Raw genomic sequence first — 20,636 nt, 5'->3', positions numbered from 1 at the left:
TTTATGCCCGTTGTTTAGCAGGTGGCACGTACTCGTGCGATATCGGTATCACCCATCAGGACTTTTTGAATGCCGTCCTGCTTGAGCGTTAGCATCCCGGCGTCCAGTGCTGCTGCCAGGATATCGGCGACTGGTGCGCGGTTCTGGATTAGGCGGCGGATTTCCGGGGTGCCGAAGAGCAGTTCGTGTAGACCTAGACGCCCCTTGTAGCCTGTCTGGTCGCAGTTGGGGCAGCCCACCGCCGTGTAGAGCGTGATGCCGCCGTTCTTGTCCCCGAAACGGCTGCGCCAGTTAGAGAGAATGGCTGCATGTGGAGGTGACTCGCAATGCGCTTGCTCGTAGGTCTCGCAGTATTCTGATACCAAGGCGTCGAGTTCTTCCTGAGTCGCCAGGTGGGGACGTTTGCACTCCGGGCAAAGACGGCGGGCCAGGCGTTGCGCCAGCACTCCCAGCAGGGCATCGGCAAAGTTGAACGAATCCACGCCCATGTCCAGCAGGCGCACTACCGATTCCGGCGCGCTATTGGTATGCAACGTGGATAGCACCATGTGGCCGGTCAACGAGGCCTCGACGCCAATCTGCGCGGTTTCGCGATCCCGCATTTCGCCCACCATGATGACGTCCGGGTCGGCGCGCAGGAAGCTGCGTAGGGCGGTAGCGAAGGTCCAGCCGATCTTGGGATTGACCTGTACCTGGCGCAGGCCCTCCTGCGTGATTTCGATCGGGTCTTCCGCCGTCCATATCTTGCGCTCGGCATTGTTGATGAAGCCCAATACGGAGTGCAGGGTGGTCGTTTTACCGGAGCCTGTCGGGCCGCACACTAGGAACATGCCATGAGGGCGTTGCGCCAAGGACGAGACGCGCGTCAGGTTGTCTTCGCTGAGCCCGATCTTGGCGAGAGGCAATGGTTTGCCGCCTGCCAGCAAACGGAGGACGACGTCTTCCAGGCCGTTCGTGGTCGGAATGGTCGCAACACGCAGTTCGATGCGTGCCGGGCCGTACTGCGAAAAGTCGATCTTGCCGTCCTGGCCTTTCCGCTTCTCAGAAATGTCCAGATTGGCCATGATCTTAAGGCGCGAAACAATGGCGCCGCGATAATTGGCCGGCAGGTTGAAGTAATGCATCATCACGCCATCCTTACGGAAGCGGATGATGCTGTTGCGCTTGCCCGGATAGGTTTCGATGTGGATGTCGGAAACGCCCTGCTGATGGGCGTCCAGAATGATCTTGTTAACCAGACGTGTCAGCGTGTTGTCTGACTCGCTCGGTTCATTGAACTGTTCGGCTTCGTCATCGCCTTTGTCCATGGCCTCGGAAAGCTCCGACGCCAGGTCATCAATCTTTGCGCCACCGTAAAACGTCCGGATTACCTTGCGGATTTCGTCGCCGGAAGCCATGACGGGCTCTGCTGTTTTCTTGGCATGGAAGCGGACCTCGTTCATTGCCTCATGCAACAACGGGTTTTCCATCGCCACAAAAATACGCTGATCCACCATGCCCAGCGGAATCAGGTTGTACTTGGTGGCGACTGCTTCGGGGACGAGTTTGATGGCGTTGGGGTCGATGTTGAAGCGGGCCAGGCTGATATAGGGGATACCCAGCTTGCGGGCCAGAATGCGGGTGATGGTGATCTCATCCACTACGCCCATGTCGATCAGGATGCTGCCCAAAGAGCGTCGGCGGTTCAGCTTTTGCTCGGCCAGTGCGGCTTCGAGCTGGGATTGCGTAATCAAGCCCGCTTCCATCAGGGCCTCGCCCAGCCTTTTCATTGGCAGATGGCGCAGTTCGTTGAGCGCTTTGACTAGCTGGTCGGGCGAAATGATATCGTCTTCCGTCAGGTATTCTCCCAACGGACGATTACGCAACTCTTGTTGTTTTTGTAGGCCGACGTTCACGTGATCCTCAGTCGCAATGTTTTCCTCTATCAGAATTTTACCTAACGGTTCGCCGATGAAGTGATTTTTTATCGCCGAAGAGGGAATGAAATTCCTCAAAAAATGACCGGCGTTGTCAGCGGCCGGTTCGTAAAGATAAAGGCCGCTCGCGGTTTCCAGTATGCCGAAAGAATCGATTTCCCGCATTTCGCCGTCCTTGAACTCCAGAGAGCAATGGCGAACCTGGGGGGCGGTGAAAATGCCTTGGGTTTCAGTGACGACGGTCGAGCTATTCAGCCTGATCGGTTGCGTCAGGCGGACCGCCTTGATGGAGTCAATCGGTATGTTCTGGGCGGATGTGCTGTCAGGGGGGATGAGCGCGACCGTGCCATGATCCGGATCGAAAATGGCAAGCGTTCCATGCATTTCGGTCGCATCTCGCAACACAATGGTGCATGGCGGATGCGGTTGCTCCGGCTCCCCCAAAATGGCATATGCAGCCAAGGGCCAATTGAGATTATTTGTGCTCATTATCCAACGGTCGTTGATGCAAGGTGGTTATCCTAGAGCAAGCATCATACCATTCAGCTTTTGCGCCTAAAAGAAAATTAGGGATTTCCCCTAGCGCTGTATAGGAACATCCATAGACCCAGGGCAATCATGGGCAAGCTGAGCCATTGTCCCATGGTCAGCCCCAAGGACAGGAATCCAAGGAAGCTATCAGGCTCGCGGGTGAACTCCACCAGGAATCGGAAACTGCCGTAGCCCAGCAGAAATAGCCCCGAAACGGTGCCGACTGGTCGCGGTTTGCTCGAATACAGCCACAGTATAAGGAATAGGACGATCCCTTCCAGCGTAAATTCGTAAAGCTGGGAAGGGTGGCGCGGCAATGCATCTACTTGCGGGAACACCATACCCCAGGGCAAGTCGGTGGGGCGTCCCCACAGCTCACCATTGATGAAGTTGCCAAGCCGGCCTGCTGCCAAGCCCGGAGGTACGAGCGGGGCGATGAAGTCCATCATGGCAAGCCAGCGCTTGCCTTCCTTTCGTGCGAATAAGGCAACGGCGACCAGGACACCCAGGAATCCTCCGTGAAAGGACATGCCGCCTTGCCAGACCGCAAAAATCTCTGCGGGATGCGAGAAAAAATAGACTGGCTGGTAAAACACCACATACCCTAGCCGTCCGCCCAGAATGACACCGAGCGCGCCGTAGAACAGTACGTCGTCGAGTTGCTTCTCCGTCCAGCCGTATTCCGGATGTTTGCGAATGCGCGATTTACCCAGCCACAGCAGCATCATGAAACCCAGCAGGTACATAAGACCATACCAGTGGATGCCGAACGGGCCGAGGTGGATGGCAATGGGATCGAAGTGCGGGTGAACCAGCATAAGAGGCGATGGTCGGAATGAGTTAGAATTGCGAGATTATACGTTAGGAATTTTCGAGGTTCGTCATGCCCAAGTATCGTTCCCACACTACTACCCAAGGCCGCAACATGGCCGGTGCCCGTGCCCTATGGCGTGCCACGGGGATGAAGGAGGAGGATTTTTCCAAGCCCATCATCGCCATCGCCAACTCGTTCACGCAGTTCGTGCCCGGTCACGTGCACCTGAAAGACTTGGGGCAACTGGTGGCGCGCGAGATTGAAAAAGCAGGCGGCGTCGCCAAGGAATTCAATACCATCGCGGTCGACGACGGCATCGCCATGGGCCACGGCGGCATGCTGTATTCGCTGCCCAGCCGCGACCTCATCGCCGACAGCGTGGAATACATGGTCAACGCACACTGCGCCGACGCCATCGTGTGCATTTCCAACTGTGACAAGATCACCCCAGGCATGTTGATGGCCGCGCTGCGTTTGAATATTCCTGTGATCTTCGTGTCCGGCGGCCCGATGGAGGCCGGCAAGGTCAATTGGCAGGGCGAGGTACGCAAATTGGACTTGGTCGATGCCATGGTCGAAGCCGCCGACAGCCACGTGAGCGATGCGCAAGTGGCAGAAGTCGAGCGCTCCGCATGCCCCACCTGCGGCTCATGCTCCGGTATGTTCACCGCCAACTCAATGAACTGCCTGACAGAAGCTCTCGGTCTTTCCCTGCCGGGCAATGGTTCTACATTGGCCACGCACGGCGATCGCAAGCAATTGTTCTTGCGTGCAGGCCGTCTGATCGTCGAACTCGCCAAGCGATATTACGAGCAGGACGACGCTTCCGTGCTGCCGCGCAATATTGCGACCTTCCAGGCCTTCGAGAACGCCATGAGCCTGGACGTGGCCATGGGCGGCTCCACCAACACAGTGCTGCACCTTCTGGCTGCTGCATACGAGGCCGGTGTCGATTTCACCATGGCCGACATCGACCAGGTGTCGCGTCGCGTGCCCTGCCTTTCCAAGGTGGCCCCGGCGACCCAGAAGTACCACATGGAAGACGTTCACCGCGCTGGCGGCGTGATGGGTATCTTGGGCGAACTCGATCGTGCCGGTCTGATTCATCGCGACGTGCATACCGTGCATGCCCCGACCATGGGGGCTGCATTGGAGCATTGGGATATCCGTCGCACGCAAGACCCGGCAGTGCAGGAGTTTTTCCGCGCCGCGCCCGGAGGCATCTCTACTACGATTGCTTTCTCGCAAAGCATGCGCTACCCGACGCTGGACGATGACCGCGCCGAAGGCTGCATCCGCGACAAGGCCCATGCCTATTCGCAGGACGGCGGCTTGGCCGTGCTGTACGGCAACATTGCGTTGGACGGCTGCATCGTTAAAACCGCCGGTGTGGACGATAGCATCCTCAAGTTCACCGGTCGCGCCCGTATTTTCGAAAGCCAGGACGCTGCCGTGGCCGGTATTCTCAACGACCAGATCGTCGCTGGGGATGTGGTTGTTATTCGTTACGAAGGCCCCAAGGGCGGGCCAGGCATGCAAGAAATGCTGTACCCGACTAGCTACCTCAAGTCCAAGGGCTTGGGCAAAGCCTGTGCATTGCTGACTGATGGCCGCTTCTCGGGTGGCACCTCTGGCCTCAGTATCGGCCACGCCTCGCCGGAAGCGGCAGAAGGCGGCGCCATTGGCTTGGTGGAAGAGGGCGACACCATCGAAATCGACATCCCCAACCGCCGCATTCATCTCGCTGTTTCCGATGAAGAGCTGGCGCACCGCCGGTCCAAGATGGAAGCCAAGGGTGCAGACGCGTGGAAGCCTGTGGATCGCGAGCGTCATGTTTCCGTGGCACTTCGTGCCTATGCCGCCATGGCGACCAGTGCCGCCAAGGGGGCAGTGCGCGATGTTACGCAGGTGGAGAAGCGATAGGTTTTAAATAAATACTGCGGTATAGAAAAAGGCGCTTTCGATGTAAAGCGCCTTTTTTATTTTGGCCCGAAGAGTTTTATCGTCTTCTTCTAAAGTGCTGGGTTACGATAAAGACATCGGGTGGAGATTCTTCTATTGTTGAAGGAGGTTCGACCTGATTGGGAACGGGCTGTCCTGGCGAACTGGAAGTCGGTTGTTGGCTAGCCATCACTAGTGCAGGACCTTTCGAAACACTTGTGGGCGCATGGAACTTTAGAATTTCAGTATGGCTAATGCCATGAGGCATGGGACGCATGTTGCTGTAATGGAGTTGTCCCAGTTCATCGGTCCATTTGTACACATCGACGCTATGCGCGGATGATGTAAATAAAGTCAGCAAGGCAGGGATCACGGTTCTTATTAGCATTATTGTCCATGTTCTAATTATTGTTTGGACAACTATATCATTGTTTCAAATTGTTTCCCTTCCACGCTTTACCGCTAAAAACCGTCCTGACGGTCAAGTCGTAACTTCCGCCTCCCGTTGTCGCGCTCGTGCTAGTGCCGGCCGTGCAGACATTCGATCGGCATAAGCGTCCAGTGCTGGAGATTCCAGATTGGTGCCTGTGTTTCGAGCCCAGTTGAGGACGCCGCTCATCAATATATCGGCGCAGGTAAATTGATTGCCGGCTACGAATTCACGATCCTTGAGGTGTTGGGCCAGGATTGCAGCGTGACGATGAAACTCCCACAGGCAAGTCGGTGCAACTTCAGGCACGCGGCGTTCTTCCGGCAGAAACCTTTGGTGCTTGCCCAAGGTCCAGATGGCGGCTTCCAGTTCCGACACCGCGAAAAAGCACCATTGAAAGTAGTGCGCGCGGTCTATCGGCTGGGAGAACGGCGGCACTAGCCCGGACTGCGGGAATTTTTCACCGATGTAGGTACAGATGGCTGCAGATTCGGTCATGACCAAATCACCGTCTTCCAGCACTGGAACTTTACCTCCCGGACTGAGATGGAGGAATTCGGGCGAGCGATGCTCGCCTTTGCCGAGATTAACCGGAATGAGTTCGTATTCGGCCCCGGCTTCTTCCAAAGCCCAAGTGACGCGGGTAGTGCGCGTGTTCTGAAAACCATAGACCTTGATCATGCTGCAATCTCCCCGATCAAACGCCTTATCTACCCCAACGCAAAGCGGCGGTATGTACGGGAGCATCCCAATGCTTGCGGATTTCGTCGTCCAGCAGGCAAACGGTGATGGAGGCTCCGGCCATTTCCAGCGAAGTCGTATAGTCGCCGACCAAGGAGCGCACGACCTTGAGTTCTTGTTGTTCCAGCAGCTTGGCTGCGGCGTTGAAGAGCACATAGAGCTCCATGAGTGGCGTGCCGGTAAAGCCGTTGACCATGAGCAGCACTTCGCTGCCGGGCGCGGGCTTGAGGTCGTGCAGGATGGCCGTCACCAGATCGGCCACGATCTCGTCCGCCGGGCGCAATTTCTCGCGGCGGCGACCAGGTTCGCCGTGAATGCCGACGCCCATTTCCAGTTCGTCTTCGGCGAGTTCGAAGGTGGGGCGGCCGGCAGCAGGCACGGTGCAGCTGGTGAGCGCCACACCCATCGACGCCGTGCGGCTGTTGACCTTGTCACCCAGCGCCTTGCACTCGGCCAGGCTGGCGCCGGTTTCGGCCAAGCTGCCCACAACTTTCTCGACGATCACCGTGCCAGCAACACCGCGGCGACCGGTGGTGTAGGTGGAGTTTTCCACTGCAACGTCGTCGCTGGTGATCACGGTCGCGTGTTCGAACGGTAGCATCTCTGCCGCCATCTCGAAGTTCATCACATCGCCGGCATAGTTCTTGACGATGAACAGCACGCCCTGGCCGCTTTCCACAGCCTCAGCTGCGGCAAGCATCTGGTCGGGCGTGGGCGATGTGAAAACATGGCCGGGGCAGGCGGCGTCCAGCATGCCGTAGCCGACGAAGCCGGTGTGCAGGGGCTCATGGCCAGAACCGCCGCCGGAAATCAGTGCGACCTTGTTTTTCGGCTTTTCGGCACGGGTGACGAAGTTGGGATCGAGATGCACCTTGACCAGGTCGCGATGTGCGGCCTGGAACCCTGAAAGGCTTTCTGCCAAAAGATTGTCGACATCGTTGATGAATTTTTTCATGGGTTGTTCCTCCTGTAGCGCAGGCAGCCTCGCCTGCATTGTTCTTTAATTTTCAGCGACGACTGCTGACGGGGCTACGGCCTGCTGCTGGCTAGATCGCATATGGTATGGATAATGACCTGGCTGGTCTTGGCACCTGGGTCGATGTGTCCGATGGCGCGCTCGCCGAGAAAGGCAGCACGCCCCTTGGTGGCGATCATGTCGCGGGTGGAGAGCATGCCTTGCTCTGCCGTCTCTTTCAGCGCCGCGAAAACCTCTGCCGGCGCAGCGCCAGCGTTCGCCATTTCGGTAAATTTTCGGGCGACCGGGATCAGCACATCCAGCATGGTTTTTTCGCCCACGTCGGCCTTGCCGCGCATCTTGATCGCTTCCACCCCGGCCGCGAACGCAGCAGCGATTTGCGGCAGTGCATCGGCTTGCTGTTCTTTTTCCGCCTTGGCCATGGCCATGAAAAAGCTGGCGATGAGCGGGCCCGAAGCGCCGCCGATGGTGGATAGGAGCTTCATGCCGATTTTCTGCAAGGTGGCGTCAGCGCTAAGCGGCGCCAACTCGTCGTGCATGCCGAGGATGGTGGCGCAGCCGCGTTTCATGTTGACGAAATGATCGCCGTCACCGATCTCGCGGTCGAGCGATTCGATTTCCGGTTCGTGCGCCAGGATGGCGTCGTTGACGGCTTGTGCCGCGGTCAAGATAAATTCGGTTTTCATAATGCGCTTTTGTTACAAGTTATTTGATGCAGACGGTCCGCACCTGCTTCATGTCCGTCACGCCTTGCAGTACTTTCTCGATGCCGTCCTGCTTGAGGGTGCGCATGCCGTCCTCTAAGGCCGTAGCGAACATTTCCGCGACTCGGGCGTGTTCCTGGATGTTTTTCTTGATAGCGTCTGTGCCTTCCAGCAGTTCGTGCAGGCCGACGCGGCCCTTGTAGCCCGAGTTGCCGCACTTGTCGCAGCCCTTGGCGCGATACAGGGTGAGTTGGCCCTTGTCGTTGCCGTAGGTTTTCACCCACTCTTGATAGATAGCTTTGTAGGCGGCATCTGGATCTTGCTTCCATGCGCTGGTGTTCTTGAGCTCGACGCAATACTCGGTGAGCATGGCCTTGATCTCGTTGGCGTCCGGCGTGTAGGCCTCCTTGCAGTCGCAGAGCCGCTTGGCGAGACGCTGTGCAAGGATACCCAGCAAGGCGTCGGCGAAGTTGAACGGGTCCATGCCCATGTCCAGCAGGCGCACTATGGATTCCGGCGCGCTGTTGGTATGCAGGGTGGCAAACACCAGGTGACCGGTCAACGATGCCTCGATGCCGGTGGAGACGGTTTCCTGGTCGCGCATTTCGCCCACCATGATGACGTCCGGGTCGGCCCGCAGAAACGCTTTCATGACGGTGGCGAAATCCAGCCCGGCCTTCTTGTTGACCTGCACTTGGCGCAGACCCTTCTGCGTGATTTCCACAGGGTCTTCCGCCGTCCAGATCTTGGTCTCGGGCGTGTTGATGTAGCCCAGTGCCGAGTGCAGCGTGGTGGTCTTGCCCGAACCCGTCGGACCGCAAACGAAGAACAAGCCGTAAGGCTTGGCAACCAGCTCCTTGAGCTTGGCGTTGTTGCGTGCTGAAAGCCCGAGTTTGTCGAGCGGAATCGGCTTGCCTGCCGCCAGGATACGCATCACGATGTCTTCCAGCCCGCCGGCGGTCGGGATGGTGGCCACACGCAGTTCGATATCCAGCGGGCCGAATTTCTTGAACTTGATCTTGCCGTCCTGCGGCTTGCGCTTCTCGGCGATGTCAAGGTCGCACATGATCTTGATGCGTGCCGCCAAGGCGTTACGGTAACCCGGCGGAATCTCGATGTAATTGATTAGCGTGCCGTCTCTTCTAAACCGGACTTCCGTCTTGCCTTTTTCCGGGTAGGGTTCGATATGGATATCGGACGCCCCTTGATTGTAGGCATCGATGATGATCTTGTTGACCAGCTTGACCAGCTCGTTATCCTGCGCAGCGGAGATATCCTCCTGAATCATACCGCCTTCGTCTTCGTCCTCGCCCAGCGTGGAGAGCAGGTCGTCGATGGAGCCGGAAATCGCGCCCATGCCGTAGAACTGCCCCAGCGTCTGGATGAAATCGCGGTTGAGGCAGACCTTGTAGGTCACCTTGGCATGCTTGGGGAAGATGTTGCTCACCACGCGGGAGCCGCGGACGCGCTCCGGGTCCGGCGTGAGGATGACAAGCCCTTCGTCCTTGTTGTCATCGATGGGAATCCAGCCGCTCGACTGTACGTACTCCTGCTTGAGGTTGCGCAAGAGGTCCATCGGCTTGATGCGGTCCTGCTTGGCTGCTTCGTATGGTACCCCGAAGAAAGATGAAAGCGCCTTGCCGATATCGGCCGGCTTGACCTGGAACTCTTCGATCAGCACGTCTTCCAGGTCCTTGCTCTTGCTTCGCGCCGAGCGTTTTGCGAGTTCCATCTCAGGGCCGGCCAGCACCCCTTCGGCGATCAGGTGGTCGTACTTGGTCTTGATGATCTGACCCAGCGGCACCTTGCGCTGATTGAGCGCGATGGCAAGCGTCTTGCCGATTTCCAGCGCGCCTTCTTCCGCGGTTTCGGGGAAGGGCAACCCGTTTAGTGTGTTGATCACCTGGACCACACCCATCAGGCTGGCGTCTTCCATGCTGAGGATGGGGAACGCCAGCATCTGCTTGGTGCGGAAGCCGGTTTTCTTGTCGACTTCCTTGAGAAAACGAATGTCCGGGCTGATCTTTGCCAATTCTGCATCGTCGTATACGTCGGCGATGTTGAGCATGGTTTTCTGGTGAGCCACATAGCCGGCAATGCTCTGCGGATTGATCGGCAGACGCAATTCCTTGAACGCGTTAAGCCCGGTCTTGACCTTGGAGACGATGGCGGTCTTATCCTCGCTCACCACATAGAGCGTAATTCGTTCCGCTTCAAACAGCGTGCGGATGTCTTCGCTGACTTCGAGGATGATTTCGTCGATGTGACGTGTGGCGTGGATCTTGTTGGTGACGGCTTGCAGCTTTTTGGTAAAGGCTAGCTTGGTCCCCATCTCTGCCAGGGTGGGGTCTTGTTGCGGAGCGGCAGTGCTCATCGTACGCATTCCCGGACGCTGTTCGAAGTGGCAAACACTATCACAAGGTATTCGAAAGTCAATTCGGATGCGGGAATACGGTAAAATCTACCGCTATCTCGATTGTTTACGGAAGTTCATCAATATGCCTGTTAACCTGACTGCTCCCGATCCCGCCAGCCTGCTGCCCGTCAAGGGCGTCGAACTCGGTTTTGCCGAAGCTAATATCCGCAAGACTAACCGCAAAGACTTGCTGGTGATGCGGCTTGCTCCGGAAAGCCGTGTCGCAGGCGTATTCACGCAAAATCGTTTCTGCGCCGCGCCGGTGCTGGTTTGCAAGGATCATCTTGCTGCAGGCAAGGGCATTCGCGCGCTGGTGGTCAATACCGGCAACGCCAACGCCGGGACGGGTGAGGAAGGCTTGATGCGTGCGCGCCGCACCTGCGAAGCCTTGGCCGGATTGCTCAACATCGCCGATCATCAGGTGTTGCCTTTTTCTACCGGCGTCATCATGGAGCCGTTGCCGATCGACCGCGTCGTCGCCGGTTTGCCGAGCTGCGTGGACAATCTGCGCGAGGATAACTGGGCCCATGCGGCCGAAGCCATCATGACGACGGATATCGTCGCCAAGGCGGCCTCCAGGAAAATCCAGCTGGGCGGCAAGACGATCACGATTACCGGCATCGCCAAGGGTTCCGGCATGATTCATCCCAACATGGCGACCATGCTGGGCTATGTGGCAACCGACGCTGTCGTCGCCCAACCCGCATTGGAGGCGATGATCCGGCATGCGGTCAATCGTTCCTTCAACTGCATTACGGTGGACGGCGATACCTCTACCAACGACTCGCTGATCTTCATTGCCAGCGGCCAGGCAGGCAATGCCGAAATTACCGAGCAAAGTGCCGACTACGTTGCTTTGCGCGATGCATTAACCGAGATCGCTGCCGTACTGGCCCAAGCCATTGTGCGTGACGGCGAGGGCGCCACCAAATTCATGACGATCGAGGTGGAAGGCGGCAAGGACGAGGCCGAATGCCGCAAGGTGGGTTACGCTATCGCGCGTTCGCCGCTGGTGAAAACCGCGTTCTTCGCTTCCGATCCCAACCTTGGCCGTATTCTCGCCGCGGTAGGATATGCCGGCATCGACGACCTCGACGTCAGCTTGATGCAGCTCTACCTAGACGACGTGTTGGTGGCCGAGAACGGCGGCCGCGCGTCAAGCTACCAGGAGGCCGACGGCCAGCGCGTGATGAAGCAAGCCGAAATAACCGTGCGCGTACACCTCGGCCGCGGCGTGGCCGAAGCTACGGTGTGGACCTGCGACTTCTCTTACGATTATGTGAAGATCAACGCCGATTACCGGTCATAACAGGTAGCACAGTGGCCTCGATATGAATGAACTCACCCCTCTGCTCCAGCGAGCGGAACAATTGATCGCCCGGCTGGAGAACCTGCTTCCCACCGCTACGCCAGAGATCGATTGGTCTGCCCATGCGTGGCGTTGGCGCAAGCAAGGCCATCAAGGCTATCTGCAAGCCGTGGCACATCCCCGGCACATTCGCTTGGCCGACTTGCAAGGCATCGATCGCCAGAAAAACGTGCTGGCACGCAATACCTTGCAATTCGTGCGTGGCTTGCCGGCCAACAATGTCTTGCTGACCGGCTCACGCGGCACCGGCAAATCCTCGTTGATCAAGGCCTTGCTGGCGGAGTATGCGAGCGAAGGCTTGCGCCTCGTGGAGGTGGAAAAGAACGATCTCGTCGATCTGCCCGATATCGCCGAATTGCTGTCCAAACGCGAAGAGCGTTTCCTGTTGTTCTGCGACGATCTCTCCTTTGAATCGGACGACCCCAGTTACAAGGCGCTCAAGGTCGCGCTCGACGGCAGCATCGCCGGCGCTGCCGATAACATGCTGATCTACGCTACCTCCAATCGTCGCCATCTAATGCCGGAATTCATGTCCGAGAACATGGAATCGGATGAAATTCGCCCAGGTGACACCGTTGAGGAAAAAATCGCACTTTCCGAGCGCTTCGGCGTCTGGCTGTCGTTCTACCCTTTCGATCAGGACGAGTATCTCGCCATTGTCAAACATTGGCTTGTGCATTTCGGCATTACCCGCATGACGCCGCAAGTCCGGCAAGCTGCTTTGCAGTGGGCCCTGGGGCGCGGTTCGCGTAGCGGCCGTGTGGCTTGGCAGTTCGCACGCGATTGGGCGGGGCAGAAAGCGCTCAATGGCTGAAATTGTGGAAGCTGCTGTCGCCGTTATCTTGCGTGAGGACGGCAAGGTGCTGCTGGGTCAGCGTCCCGAGGGCAAGCCATGGAGCGGCTGGTGGGAGTTCCCAGGCGGAAAGATCGAGGCGGGCGAAACGCCTTTTCACGCATTGCAGCGCGAACTGCAGGAAGAAATCGGTATCGAGGCCGAGGTTGCTCATCCTTGGATAACACGGGTGTTCAGCTACCCGGACCGTACCGTCAAACTGCGATTTTTTACTGTCCGCCGCTGGCATCGCGAACCGCACGGCAAGGAAAACCAGCAGCTATCGTGGGAGCTGCCGGCCGCCGTCAACGTCTCACCCATGCTGCCTGCCAATACGCCAGTGCTGGACGCGCTACAGTTACCGACAGCTTATGCCATCACTAATCTCGCCGAAATGGGCGAGGCCGCCTTTTTTGCTGCCTTGGATCACGCTTTGGAGCAAGGGCTTCGCCTGGTTCAGGTACGTGAAAAGCAATTGTCGTCGGACGAATTGGAACGTTTCAGCCGCGAGGTGGTACGCCGCTGTGCCGTCGTTGGGGCGAGGGTGGTGATTAACGGCGATATCGAACTGGCACGCAAGATCGGCGCAGCTGGAGTACATTTGCCTACAGCGCAATTGATGTCACTTGAGGCCAAGCCGGAGGGAATGCTCTGCGGCGCTTCCTGCCACAATCGGGAGGAATTGGAACGTGCCAGTGAGCTTGGCCTGGACTATGCGCTGCTGGCATCTGTGAACGCGACAAAAACACATCCTGATACGCAGCCGTTGGGCTGGGATCGTTTCGCCGAATTGATTCGCGAATTACCCATGCCGGTCTATGCCTTGGGCGGGTTGGCGAAGAGCGATATGGATACGGCGTGGGAACACGGCGCGCATGGAGTTGCCATGTTGAGAGGCATATGGCGGTGAAAAGAGGCATTGCTCTCGCCATGTTAGGGCTGGTAGCTTGCGTTAAAGAAGCTCCACCTCAACCTGTAGCATGTCAAAACCCTGTGGCGGGCTGTGCCGTTAGCCGGGAAATTTCGGTCAAGTTTTCTTCACAGCCAGCCGTGATGCAGAAATTCAGCCTGGACGTACAGGCACTGCAAAAGGCCGACTTGTATGTCAGTTTCCAGATGCAGGGTATGGATATGGGGCCGAATCGATATCGCTTGCTATGGAATGGCAAGCAGTGGCATGCCGATGTGATGTTGCCGGCCTGCGTGCGTGGGCGGCATGATTGGTTGCTGCGGTTGGAAACCGGGGATCGTGTCTACGACATCCCCTTCGTCAGCCAGTAACTATTCTGCCTTGACCGGCACGCGAACGTTCTGAGTGTTCAGCTTGCCTTGGCTGTCTTTGATGGACAGCGTTAATTCGATGTTTTCCCCGGCCTTTAGCGGCTTTTTCAGATCGAACAGCATGAAGTGAAAGCCGCTTGGCTCCAGCTTGACTGCGGTTCCGGCGGGTAGGTCAAGGATGTCTTTCATCCGCATTTTCATGACGCCGTTCTTCATCGACATCTCATGAATTTCCACGCTGTCTGCCACAGAGGTCTTGATGCCCACGAGCTTGGCTGCCTTGTCGCTGGTCAATGTCATGTAGGCAGCACCGACATCCTGGCCGGGCACCGTAGCGCGCGCCCAGGCATTGGCAACGGTAACGCCGGCATGCACCGCTTGGCTAATTGCGAGTAAAAGCAGGGCGAGCAACGCTTTATTCATGGTGCGGATCTTCCGGTAGTTGTTCTTTTTCTGGAATGCGGTAACTCTCGGTTGCCCACTGACCCAGGTCGATCAGCTTGCAGCGCTGGGAGCAGAACGGGCGATAGGGGTTGTCGGTACGGTATTCAATCAATTCGCCGCAGGTGGGGCAGGCGACTTTTTTGCGGGGAGCGGATAGCACGGCTTATAAATTGCAAAGAATGAGGTCGAAGCTTACGTCGGCATCGAACGGGCGGGGCTTTTGTGCGCCGTCCAGGCAGTTGAAACGGATGTTGATCGCATATTTGTTGGCACTCACCTCAGGGAAGCAGGTCGCTTCGTCAGAGAGTGTGACACGCAACATCTGCGCAGGTTTCGCGCCGCCCAACATTTGCTGGAACGCGCCTTGTTGGGCCACATAGCGCGTCTTGGAGCCGCTGCCGCGCAGGATGTGCAGGATGATGCGCAAGGCGTCGTAGAGCGGCAGTAGCGGCGCCAGCCAGCCTTCGATGCCTTCGCGGCGCAGTTCTGCCGGCTGCGCCAGCCAATAGTGGTAGGAGGGAACATCGAATTCGCAGGCACCACCAGGCATCACGGCACGTTGTTTGATGCCCATGAGCCAATCGTTCTCGCGCAGCGGTTGGCCGATGCGACCGGTCATGCCGCGCAGGCTGGCGCTGGTTTTTTCGATTTCGCCGACGACTTCATTCAAGACTTCTTCGGCAATGACGGGATTGCCGCGCAAGCCTTCCATCACCATGCGCTGGCGATCGAGTTCGTGCATCAGGTCGGTTTTGAGGTCGGAGCGGTCGACGAGGTCGAGAATCTGGAAGATGCTAAGCAGGGCGCAGTGATGACTGAACTCATCGGCCCCGGCGGCGTGGTGCTGCACCTTGATGAACAGGTCTTCGAGCCTGAGCAGGACGCGGACGCGTTCATTGAAAGGGTAGTCGTACGTGATCACTGATGTTCAGTTATGGCATAGGTTGTGCAGGCCGCAGTTTCATGCGGATTATGAAGTTGATTACCTAACTATGCAAGCCTTAAATACTTTTTGTGAAAATCGCTGATTTGTTTTTTCAGATTTTCGAGAGACGAATCGTTCAGGATGACATCATCTGCGCCATTCAATCTCGCCTTGCGGGAAATCTGCGCATCAATGATGGCCTGGGCTTCCGATTCACTTAATTTGCTGCGCGACATGGCACGTTGTATTTGCAATGGTTCCGGGCAATCGACCACGAGGATACGCTGAATCAGCGTGCGGTAAGAGTCGGTTTCGAACAGAAGCGGAACCACGAGTATGCGATAGGGTGCCTCGGTAGGCTGTGCAAGTTGCTCGGCGACGGCTTGGCGAATGCGAGGATGGAGGATGTCTTCCAGGCGCTTTTTTGCGGTAACGTCTTCGAACACCCGCTTGCGCATGGCAGCACGGTCTAGTGCGCCTTCTGTACCAATGAATTCGGGGCCGAAAGCAGCGGAAATTTCGGCGATTGCAGGTTTCCCGGGGGCGGTCAGTTCATGCGCAATGCGGTCGGTGTCGATCACTTCGGCGCCTAGCGTGGCAAACAAATCCGCTGCCGTGCTTTTCCCGCTGCCGATGCCGCCTGTAAGGCCGATGACCAGCATCGTTACGCCCCCAGGTAGAGCTGGGCGAGCTGCGGCCCCCAGAACAAGGCTGCGATACCACCGAGCGCCAGATAGGGACCGAATGGAATGGGTACGCTGCGCCCATGCTTGGCCAGCAGGATGAGTCCGATACCGACGATAGATCCAACCAACGAGGAGAGCAGGATCACGGCCGGCAGTAGCTGCCAGCCGAACCAGGCCCCGATTGCCGCCAATAGCTTGAAATCGCCATAGCCCATGCCTTCCTTGCCGGTTACGAGCTTAAACAACCAATACACCGACCATAGCGCAAGGTAGCCGGCTATGGCGCCGATGACGGCGGATTTAAGGTCGGTAAATCCATTTGAGAGATTGAACGCCAGGCCGATCCAGAGTAGCGGCAGGGTGAGGTCGTCCGGCAACAGCTGGCTGTCGAAATCGATGAAGGTGAGCGCGACAAGGCAGGCTACGAATAAAAACGCAACAAAAGCCTGTAACCCGAACCCAAATTTCCATGCGACTGCCCCTGCCAGCAGGCCGGTGAGAAGCTCCACCAAGGGGTAGCGCGGACTGATGCGGGTTTGGCAGCCGGCGCATTTGCCGCGTAGGAACAGATAACTGACGACGGGGATGTTTTCCATCGCCGAGATGGCATGGCCACAGGATGGGCAGGCCGAGCGCGGCACCATGAGGTTATAGGTTTCGACGGTGACGTTTTCTTCGTTGTTGAGTTCTGCGCATTGCTGCCGCCATTCGCGCTCCATCATTCGCGGCAGACGGTGAATGACGACGTTGAGGAAACTGCCAATCATCAGCCCGAAGAACACGGCAATCGCGGCAAACACAAGGGGTTGGTCGTTCAGGATTTCTATCATGGGTGCGATGATGGCATTTACGATGTAAAACTGGCAAGCTGGATCAGGCTGAGGTTGCGGGAGAATCGGGTAAAATCGTGCAGATGTATACCCTTATTCGTCCCTTGCTGTTCCGCCTCGACGCGGAGCGTACCCATCATCTCACGCTGAACGGCCTTGATACTGCATATAAACTCGGCTTGACCCGCCTCTTAGGGAAAATGCCTGAATGCAAGCCTCGTCAAGTCATGGGGCTGACTTTTCCTAATCCTGTCGGTTTGGCCGCAGGGTTGGACAAGAATGGCGCGCACATCGACGCCTTGGCTTCGCTGGGATTCGGATTTATCGAAGTCGGCACCGTGACGCCGCGTCCGCAACCGGGTAATCCCTTGCCTCGCTTGTTCCGCATCCCGGAGGCGCAAGGCATTATCAATCGGTTCGGATTCAACAACGAAGGCGTGGATGCCTTGATCGCGAATGTCGAGCGCGCGGAATATCGCGGCATTCTCGGCATCAACATCGGCAAGAATTTCGATACGCCCATCGAGCGTGCTACCGAGGATTACCTCATTTGCCTGCGCAAAGTGTATGCCCATGCCAGCTATGTCACGGTCAACATCTCCTCGCCCAACACCAAGAATCTGCGGCAATTGCAGGACAAGGAAGCGTTGGAAGGCTTGTTGTCTGCGTTGAAACAGGCGCAGGCAGAGCTTGCTGACCAGCACGACAAATATGTTCCCATTGCGCTCAAGATCGCGCCTGATCTCGAGCCGGAACAGATCCGTGAAATTGCTGAGCTACTCGTGGCGCATCGCCTGGACGCGGTGATTGCGACCAATACGACGCTTTCTCGCGAGGGTGTTGAGGGCTTGCCGAATGCGGCTGAAACGGGGGGACTTTCCGGCGCGCCGGTACGAGAAAAATCCACGGCGGTGATCCGCCAACTGGCTACCGCACTGGATGGTGCGCTCCCTATCATCGGTGTCGGCGGCATCGTGCAAGGGCGGGATGCCGTGGAGAAAATCGATGCCGGCGCCAGCCTGGTGCAGCTATATAGCGGCTTGATTTATCGCGGGCCGGCCTTGATCAAGGAAGCTTGTGCGGCCCTGGGGTGATTCAAGTTTTGGGCAATAAAAAAGGCGGCATTGGCCGCCTTTTTTATTGGTTGCTCGATAGGTTTACATCACACCTTCGTCGGCCGATTCTGCCGGCTCCGGCGCCTGCGATCCTTCGAAGCTGAGCGAAACGTTGCCATCAGGCCCGATATCCACGGTCACGCTACCGCCGTTGGCCAGCTTGCCGAACAGCAGCTCGTCGGCCAATGCCTTGCGGATGGTGTCCTGGATGAGGCGCGCCATGGGGCGTGCGCCCATTTGTGGATCGAAGCCGTTCTTGGCGAGGTAATCCTTGAGCGCGTCGGTGAAGTGGATTTCCACCTTCTTCTCGTGCAGCTGATCTTCCAACTGCATGAGGAACTTGTCGACCACGCGCAGGATGATCTCGTGATCCAGCGCACGGAACGAGATGATCGCATCCAGGCGGTTGCGGAATTCCGGTGTAAATAACCGTTTAATCTCACCCATCTCGTCGCCTGTGCTGGAGTTCTGCACGAAGCCCATGCTGCCCTTGGACAAGGTTTCGGCGCCCGCATTGGTCGTCATGATGATGGTGACATTGCGGAAATCCGCCTTGCGGCCGTTGTTGTCGGTCAGCGTGCCGTGGTCCATCACTTGCAGCAGGATGTTGTAGATGTCTGGGTGCGCCTTCTCGATTTCGTCCAGTAGCAACACCGAGTACGGATGCTTGGTAATGGCTTCCGTCATCAGGCCGCCCTGCTCGAACCCCACATAGCCCGGAGGCGCGCCGATGAGACGCGATACGGCATGGCGTTCCATGTATTCGGACATATCGAAGCGCACGAGCTCGATACCCAACGTATACGCCAGTTGGCGAGCGACTTCGGTCTTGCCAACACCGGTGGGCCCGCTAAACAGGAAGGCGCCGATAGGCTTGGCCGTATTGCCCAAGCCGCTGCGCGACATCTTGATGGCGGCAGCCAATGCATCGATGGCGGCGTCCTGGCCGAAGACCACGGACTTAAGGTCGCGGTCCAGCGTCTTGAGGGCGTTGCGGTCGTCCGAGGAAATGTTCTTGGACGGGATGCGCGCAATCTTGGCAATGATTTCCTCGATCTCCTTGTTGCCTATCACCTTCTTCTGACGAGATTTCGGCAGGATGCGCTGAGCCGCACCGGCTTCATCGATAACGTCGATGGCTTTGTCCGGCAAATGGCGGTCGTTGATGTACTTGGCCGACAGTTCAGCCGCCGTAGAAAGCGCAGCAGACGTGTACTTCACACTATGATGCGCTTCGAAGCGCGACTTCAAGCCCTTGAGAATATCGACGGTCTCGGCGATAGACGGCTCTTCCACGTCGATCTTCTGGAAACGACGGGAAAGCGCGTGATCTTTTTCGAAGATGCCGCGATATTCCTGATAGGTGGTCGCGCCGATGCACTTCAACTGACCATTGGACAGCGCCGGCTTGAGCAGGTTGGAAGCATCCAGCGAGCCGCCGGAAGCAGCACCCGCCCCGATCAGCGTGTGGATCTCGTCGATGAACAGGATCGCATTCGGATTGCCGCCTAATTTCTTCAACACGGCTTTTAGGCGCTGCTCGAAATCGCCGCGATACTTGGTTCCGGCGAGCAGGGCACCCATGTCGAGGGAGTAAATAGTCGCATTGGACAGGATTTCCGGCACATCGCCTTCTACGATGAGGCGTGCCAATCCTTCGGCAATCGCAGTCTTGCCTACTCCGGCTTCGCCAACCAGCAATGGGTTGTTTTTGCGGCGGCGGCATAAGGTTTGAATCACGCGTTCGAGTTCGAGCGAGCGGCCAATCAGCGGATCGATCTTACCGGCTGCAACTTGCGCATTCAGGTTGACCGTGAAGTTTTCCAGCGCGTTGCTGCCGGATTGTTCCTGTTCGGTTTCCTGCTCGGTGGTCGCACGCTTCTCGGCGTTGCTTTCCGCCGTCTTGGTGATGCCATGGGCGATGTAGTTGACTACGTCGAGGCGCGTCACGCCATGCTGGTGCAGGAAGAATACGGCGTGCGAATCTTTCTCGCCGTAGATCGCCACGAGGACATTGGCCCCTGTGACCTCTTTCTTGCCCGAGGACTGGACGTGCAGGATGGCGCGCTGGATCACGCGCTGGAAGCCCAGCGTGGGCTGGGTATCGACCTCGGCACTGCCGGAGACGACAGGCGTGTGTTCGGTGATGTAATCGGTGAGTTCGCGCCGCAACGTTTCAATGTCGACCGCGCAAGCTCGCAATACCTGGGCTGCTGTCGGATTATCGAGCATCGCTAGCAGCAGGTGCTCTACCGTTATCAGCTCATGGCGTTGCTGGCGTGCTTCCATGAACGCCATATGCAGGGAAACCTCGAGCTCTTGTGCAATCACTTTAACTTTCCTCCATCACGCATTGCAGCGGATGCTGATGTTCGCGGGCGAAACTGGTGACCTGTTGAACCTTGGTCTCGGCGACATCCCGCGGATAAATGCCGCATACTCCGGCGCCTTCGTTATGTACTTTGAGCATGATTTGCGTCGCTTGTTCACGGCTCTTGGAAAAGAACCGCTGCAACACCACCACGACAAATTCCATGGGAGTGAAATCGTCGTTCAGCAACAGGACCTTATAGAGGGGAGGGGGCTTGAGCCGGGTGTCGCCCGTTTGTTCTTTCAAGCGCTCTACAAATTTCGTGCTTCCCATGTTTGACCTATTTTGACCCTATCGGTGAATTTTTCAAGTCC

19 protein-coding genes are annotated in these 20,636 nt (G+C 57.4%); 6 read left to right on the top strand and 13 right to left on the bottom strand.

Translation table 11 applies throughout. The features are described 5' to 3' along the window. Positions 1-14 precede the first annotated feature (14 nt). Both NMK_RS04135 and lgt read right to left on the bottom strand, forming a co-directional pair. A complete protein-coding gene (locus NMK_RS04135; RefSeq protein WP_227871356.1) occupies positions 15-2,405 on the bottom strand; it encodes a GspE/PulE family protein in 2,391 nt (796 codons plus the stop codon). Positions 2,406-2,482: 77 nt separating this feature from the next. Next, positions 2,483-3,265, bottom strand: a complete 783-nt coding sequence (lgt, locus tag NMK_RS04130; protein ID WP_109014507.1) for a prolipoprotein diacylglyceryl transferase — start codon at positions 3,263-3,265, stop codon at positions 2,483-2,485. 65 nt (positions 3,266-3,330) lie between these two features. Here lgt and ilvD point away from each other — a divergent pair, with 65 nt between their 5' ends. Then, a complete protein-coding gene (gene ilvD, locus NMK_RS04125) occupies positions 3,331-5,184 on the top strand; it encodes a dihydroxy-acid dehydratase (RefSeq protein WP_109014506.1) in 1,854 nt (617 codons plus the stop codon). 499 nt (positions 5,185-5,683) lie between these two features. Here ilvD and NMK_RS04115 read toward each other — a convergent pair whose 3' ends face one another. The 4 genes from NMK_RS04115 to NMK_RS04100 form a co-directional block, all read right to left on the bottom strand. After that, on the bottom strand, positions 5,684-6,313 hold the full coding sequence (locus NMK_RS04115) for a glutathione S-transferase family protein (protein ID WP_181376162.1): 630 nt from the start codon (positions 6,311-6,313) through the stop codon (positions 5,684-5,686). 25 nt (positions 6,314-6,338) lie between these two features. Continuing rightward, positions 6,339-7,328: a dihydroxyacetone kinase subunit DhaK gene (gene dhaK / locus NMK_RS04110; RefSeq protein ID WP_109014503.1), complete on the bottom strand. Its 990-nt coding sequence runs from the start codon at positions 7,326-7,328 to the stop codon at positions 6,339-6,341. A gap of 74 nt (positions 7,329-7,402) precedes the next feature. Continuing rightward, a complete protein-coding gene (gene dhaL / locus NMK_RS04105) occupies positions 7,403-8,035 on the bottom strand; it encodes a dihydroxyacetone kinase subunit DhaL (RefSeq protein ID WP_109014502.1) in 633 nt (210 codons plus the stop codon). Positions 8,036-8,054: 19 nt separating this feature from the next. Further along, positions 8,055-10,427: a GspE/PulE family protein gene (locus tag NMK_RS04100; RefSeq protein WP_109014501.1), complete on the bottom strand. Its 2,373-nt coding sequence runs from the start codon at positions 10,425-10,427 to the stop codon at positions 8,055-8,057. 124 nt (positions 10,428-10,551) lie between these two features. Between NMK_RS04100 and argJ the strand changes: the two genes are divergently transcribed. The 4 genes from argJ to NMK_RS04080 all read left to right on the top strand — a co-directional run bounded on the left by argJ (position 10,552) and on the right by NMK_RS04080 (position 13,951). After that, positions 10,552-11,778: a bifunctional glutamate N-acetyltransferase/amino-acid acetyltransferase ArgJ gene (argJ, locus tag NMK_RS04095; RefSeq protein ID WP_109015050.1), complete on the top strand. Its 1,227-nt coding sequence runs from the start codon at positions 10,552-10,554 to the stop codon at positions 11,776-11,778. 22 nt (positions 11,779-11,800) lie between these two features. Continuing rightward, the gene (locus NMK_RS04090; RefSeq protein WP_109014500.1) at positions 11,801-12,652 is read left to right on the top strand and encodes an ATP-binding protein; all 852 of its coding nucleotides are present in this window, start codon (positions 11,801-11,803) and stop codon (positions 12,650-12,652) included. Further along, positions 12,645-13,580 (top strand): Nudix family hydrolase, encoded by a 936-nt coding sequence (locus NMK_RS04085; RefSeq protein WP_109014499.1) that lies wholly within the window; start codon positions 12,645-12,647, stop codon positions 13,578-13,580. The genes NMK_RS04090 and NMK_RS04085 overlap by 8 nt, the downstream gene beginning before the upstream one ends. A 143-nt stretch (positions 13,581-13,723) precedes the next feature. Beyond that, positions 13,724-13,951, top strand: coding sequence for a hypothetical protein (locus tag NMK_RS04080; RefSeq protein WP_109014498.1), 228 nt, complete (start codon positions 13,724-13,726; stop codon positions 13,949-13,951). Here the strand turns inward: NMK_RS04080 and NMK_RS04075 are convergent, their stop codons facing one another. The 5 genes from NMK_RS04075 to NMK_RS04055 all read right to left on the bottom strand — a co-directional run bounded on the left by NMK_RS04075 (position 13,952) and on the right by NMK_RS04055 (position 16,836). Beyond that, positions 13,952-14,374, bottom strand: coding sequence for a copper chaperone PCu(A)C (locus NMK_RS04075; protein WP_109014497.1), 423 nt, complete (start codon positions 14,372-14,374; stop codon positions 13,952-13,954). Continuing rightward, the gene (locus NMK_RS04070) at positions 14,367-14,555 is read right to left on the bottom strand and encodes a DNA gyrase inhibitor YacG (protein ID WP_109014496.1); all 189 of its coding nucleotides are present in this window, start codon (positions 14,553-14,555) and stop codon (positions 14,367-14,369) included. Before NMK_RS04070 ends, NMK_RS04075 begins: the two co-directional genes overlap by 8 nt. A 3-nt stretch (positions 14,556-14,558) precedes the next feature. Further along, positions 14,559-15,317: a cell division protein ZapD gene (gene zapD, locus NMK_RS04065; RefSeq protein ID WP_109014495.1), complete on the bottom strand. Its 759-nt coding sequence runs from the start codon at positions 15,315-15,317 to the stop codon at positions 14,559-14,561. Positions 15,318-15,385: 68 nt separating this feature from the next. Beyond that, the gene (gene coaE / locus NMK_RS04060) at positions 15,386-15,982 is read right to left on the bottom strand and encodes a dephospho-CoA kinase (RefSeq protein ID WP_109014494.1); all 597 of its coding nucleotides are present in this window, start codon (positions 15,980-15,982) and stop codon (positions 15,386-15,388) included. A 2-nt stretch (positions 15,983-15,984) separates the two neighbouring features. Then, a complete protein-coding gene (locus NMK_RS04055; protein WP_109014493.1) occupies positions 15,985-16,836 on the bottom strand; it encodes a prepilin peptidase in 852 nt (283 codons plus the stop codon). Between the two features lie 83 nt (positions 16,837-16,919). On the opposite strand from NMK_RS04055, the gene NMK_RS04050 reads away from it, so the two are divergent. Continuing rightward, on the top strand, positions 16,920-17,930 hold the full coding sequence (locus tag NMK_RS04050) for a quinone-dependent dihydroorotate dehydrogenase (protein ID WP_370848450.1): 1,011 nt from the start codon (positions 16,920-16,922) through the stop codon (positions 17,928-17,930). Between the two features lie 63 nt (positions 17,931-17,993). Here NMK_RS04050 and clpA read toward each other — a convergent pair whose 3' ends face one another. Further along, on the bottom strand, positions 17,994-20,282 hold the full coding sequence (gene clpA, locus NMK_RS04045; protein WP_109014491.1) for an ATP-dependent Clp protease ATP-binding subunit ClpA: 2,289 nt from the start codon (positions 20,280-20,282) through the stop codon (positions 17,994-17,996). A gap of 1 nt (position 20,283) precedes the next feature. After that, positions 20,284-20,595, bottom strand: coding sequence for an ATP-dependent Clp protease adapter ClpS (clpS, locus tag NMK_RS04040; RefSeq protein ID WP_109014490.1), 312 nt, complete (start codon positions 20,593-20,595; stop codon positions 20,284-20,286). Positions 20,596-20,636 lie beyond the last annotated feature (41 nt).

It is taken from the genome of Novimethylophilus kurashikiensis (genome assembly GCF_003112435.1).
Classification (GTDB): Bacteria; Pseudomonadota; Gammaproteobacteria; order Burkholderiales; family Methylophilaceae; genus Novimethylophilus; species Novimethylophilus kurashikiensis.
This window is presented reverse-complemented; position numbering and strand designations above follow the sequence as displayed.